Origin of the sequence: Bradyrhizobium sp. PRIMUS42, from assembly GCF_023006515.1 — a bacterium.
Taxonomy (GTDB): domain Bacteria; phylum Pseudomonadota; class Alphaproteobacteria; order Rhizobiales; family Xanthobacteraceae; genus Bradyrhizobium.
The window spans coordinates 1-3,878 of sequence record NZ_JALBGZ010000594.1 but is presented as its reverse complement, the minus strand read 5'-3'; the positions used below and the strand labels follow the sequence as shown (position 1 = coordinate 3,878).

General features: G+C 63.5%; 3 protein-coding genes. All 3 read left to right on the top strand.

Going from position 1 to position 3,878, the window contains the following annotated elements:
* Nucleotides 1-463: 463 nt before the first annotated feature.
* Nucleotides 464-2,026: a 2-isopropylmalate synthase gene (locus tag MOV75_RS30025; protein WP_246931293.1), complete on the top strand. Its 1,563-nt coding sequence runs from the start codon at nt 464-466 to the stop codon at nt 2,024-2,026.
* Nucleotides 2,027-2,244: 218 nt separating this feature from the next.
* On the top strand, nt 2,245-3,249 hold the full coding sequence (locus tag MOV75_RS30020) for a TRAP transporter substrate-binding protein (RefSeq protein ID WP_246931294.1): 1,005 nt from the start codon (nt 2,245-2,247) through the stop codon (nt 3,247-3,249).
* Between the two features lie 192 nt (nt 3,250-3,441).
* The coding region (locus MOV75_RS30015) for a Spy/CpxP family protein refolding chaperone (protein ID WP_247007130.1) at nt 3,442-3,878 on the top strand (437 nt) is incomplete at its 3' end.

Here is a 3,878-nt window from a genome sequence, read left to right as displayed (position 1 = left end):
AGAGCCGGGGCCCATCTCGCCGCGCGCCATGCCGCTCCTGGGTCCCGGCTCTGCGCCGCCAGCGCGTCCGGGAGACAAGGAGCGAGGGTACGAGCAATCAGGTCAGCCCCCTTGACCATCTTTTGGCGTTGCGGTTGCTGCCATTTTTCGTCTAGAAACAGGCCAATGAGCCTCCCGGCAACCAACCGTCAACGGTTTTGGCCGAGGATTTGTGGGCTCAGAAGGGTCTGGCAATGCTGATTCGCGGCCAAATCGAGGGGAATTCGGGGGAGGTGGCTCTGGCCGCCGCCACGATCCCGGCCGCGCTGCTGCCCACCCTCCTTATTGGCGGCCTTCTTCTTACTTGCCCCTGAGGGCCGGCTGGGCGCCACGCGCCTGGGCGCTCAGGGGTTGGTCGAGATCACCGGACACCCTCAAGCGCCCAGAAGATTGAACGGCGCAAAAAGCTCAAAAGGAATTTGAAATGGCCACCGCGAACAAGTCCGACAAGGACCGCGTCATTATTTTCGACACCACGCTGCGCGACGGCGAGCAATGCCCCGGCGCCACCATGACCTTCGAGGAAAAGCTCGAGGTCGCCGAGCTCTTGGACGATATGGGCGTCGACGTCATCGAAGCCGGCTTCCCGATCACCTCGCAGGGTGACTTCGAAGCGGTGAGCGAGATCGCCCGCCGTTCCAAGAATGCGGTCATTGCGGGCCTGTCCCGTGCGCACCCGGCCGATATCGACCGCTGCGCCGAGGCGGTCAAATTTGCAAAACGCGGCCGCGTCCACACCGTGATCGCGACTTCGCCGCTGCACATGCGGGTGAAGTTGAACAAGACGCCGGAAGAAGTGCTCGAGACCTCGGTCGCCATGGTCGCGCGCGCCCGCAACCAGATCGACGACGTCGAATGGTCGGCGGAGGACGGCACCCGCAGCGAGATGGACTTCCTGTGCCGCATCGTGGAAGCCGTCATCAAGGCGGGCGCCACCACGGTGAACATCCCCGACACCGTCGGCTACACGGTGCCGGAGGAATACACCCACTTCATGAAGACGCTGATCGAGCGCGTGCCGAATTCGGATAAGGCGGTGTTCTCCGTGCACTGCCATAACGATCTCGGCATGGCCGTCGCGAACTCGCTGGCCGGCATCGTCGGCGGTGCGCGCCAGGTCGAGTGCACTGTCAACGGCATCGGCGAGCGCGCCGGCAACGCTGCGCTCGAAGAGATCGTGATGGCGATCAACGTGCGCAACGACAAATTCCCCTACTGGAACAAGATCGACACCACCCAGCTCACCCGCGCCTCGAAGGTGGTCTCGGCGGCAACCTCGTTTCCCGTCCAGTACAACAAGGCGATCGTCGGCCGGAACGCGTTCGCGCATGAGAGCGGCATCCATCAGGACGGTGTGCTGAAGGACGCCTCCACCTACGAGATCATGCGGCCCGAAATGGTCGGCCTGAAGCAGTCCTCGCTGGTGCTCGGCAAGCATTCCGGCCGCCATGCCTTCGTGCACAAGCTGGAGGAGATGGGCTACAAGCTCGGCCCGAACCAGCTGGAGGATGCGTTCACGCGGATGAAGGCTCTGGCCGACCGCAAGAAGGACATCTACGACGAGGACATCGAGGCGCTGGTCGACGAGAAGATGGCGGCTTCCCACGACCGCATCAAGCTGACCTCGCTGACCGTGATCGCCGGCACCCATGGCCCGCAGCGCGCGACCATGAAGCTCGACGTCGACGGCCAGATCAAGATCGAGGAGGCCGAGGGCAACGGTCCGGTGGACGCGGTGTTCAACTGCATCAAGCGCCTGGTGCCGCACGAGGCCAAGCTCGAGCTGTATCAGGTCCACGCGGTCACCGAAGGCACCGACGCGCAGGCGGAAGTGTCGGTGCGGCTGTCGCAGGAGGGACGTGCGATGACGGCACGCGCGGCGGATCCGGATACGCTGGTGGCCTCGGCCAAGGCCTATCTCGGCGCGCTCAACAAGATCGTCATGAAGCGCCAGCGCGACACGGTGACCGCGGCCGCGGCGAGCTGACAAGCGCCAGCGTGTCATCCCGGGGCGCCTCGAAGAGGCGAACCCGGGATCTCGAGATTCCGGGTCTGGTCCTTCGGACCATCCCGGAATGACAGTGTGAGAGATAGCTGCCCTGCTAACGGCCAATAGCAGCGTAGCCCGGCGGCCTGTATTGATTCTGCCGGCATGAGGACCAGCCGCCCCTACGACGGTGGCTTAGAAAATAACAGGGAGAGAATATGCGCACCTTCGCGATCGCTGCGTCCATCGCGGCATTGGCACTCGGGCTGGCCGGGCCGGCGTCGGCCCAATCGCCGATCATCATCAAGTTCAGCCATGTCGTCGCCACCGACACGCCGAAGGGCAAGGGCGCGGAGAAGTTCAAGGAGCTGGCCGAGAAGTACACCGCCGGCAAGGTCAAGGTCGAGGTCTACCCGAACTCGACACTTTACAAGGACAAGGAAGAGCTCGAGGCGCTCCAGCTCGGCAGCGTGCAGATGCTGGCGCCGTCCAACTCGAAATTCGGGCCGCTCGGCATCCGCGAGTTCGAGGTGTTCGATCTGCCCTATATCCTGCCCGACCTGAAGACGCTGCGGAAGGTGACGGACGGCCCGCTCGGCACGCGGCTGCTCAAGCTGCTGGATGCCAAGGGCATCACCGGCCTTGCCTATTGGGACAACGGCTTCAAGCAGATGAGCGCCAACAAGAAGCTGGTGACGCCGGCGGATTATCAGGGCGTCAAGTTCCGCATCCAGTCCTCGCGCGTGCTGCAGGCCCAGTTCAAGGCGCTGAGCTCGCTGCCGCAGGTGATGGCGTTCTCGGAAGTCTACCAGGCACTCCAGACCGGCGTGGTCGACGGCCAGGAGAACACCTGGTCGAACATCTATACCCAGAAGATGCACGAGGTGCAGAAGTACATCACCGAGACCAATCACGGCTACATTGGTTACGTCGTGATCGTGAACAAGAAGTTCTGGGACGATCTGCCGGCCGACATCCGCGACCAGCTCTCCAAGGCGATGAAGGAAGCGACCGATTTCAGCAACGCGCAGTCGCAGAAGGAGAACGACGACGCTCTGGCCGAGATCAAGAAGAGCGGCAAGAGCGAGATCATCAAGCTCACACCCGAGCAGGACGCGGCGATGCGCAAGGCGATGGAGCCGGTCTACAAGGACGCCGCCGGCCGTATCGGCCAGCCGCTGATCGACGAATTCCTGAAAGAGGCCAAGAGCGCGACGAACTGATCCATCCGAACGATCGACGAAAGGCTTCCGTGCGATCTGCACGGAAGCCTTCTTGTTGCGAATTTCCGATCGCGGCTAGAGGTAAAATCCGCCGTTAAATCCTGGTAGGGCCGCGCTCCCTTTCCAAGTTGTAATTTGCGTGTCAGCCGCACCGCGCCCATCTTCATGGACATCCTTCCAGAGGAGGTTCGGATGAGGAAGTTCACCATCGCCGCCATCGCCGTGCTCAGCATTGCCGGCTCGGGAGCGGTCTATGCCCAATATCATCGCCCGTGGATGGAGCACGTCCGCCACATCCGCATGAACCCGGAAGACCGCGCCGCCTTCGTCGATGCGCGGATCGCCGCCGTCCATGCCGGGCTGAAGCTCAATGCCGACCAGGAGAAGCTATGGCCGCCGGTCGAGGCCGCCGTGCGCGATTTCGCCAAGCTGCGCATCGACCGCGCCAATGCGCGGATGAATGCCGGGCCGGGCGATGCCGACAAGCCCGAGGATCCGATCGCCCGCCTGCGCCAGCGCGCCGAGGACATGGGCGCCAGCTCCGCGGCCCTGAAGAAGATCGCCGATGCCGCCGATCCGCTCTACAAGACCCTGGACGAGGGCCAGAAACGGCGCCTCGCCGTGCTGAC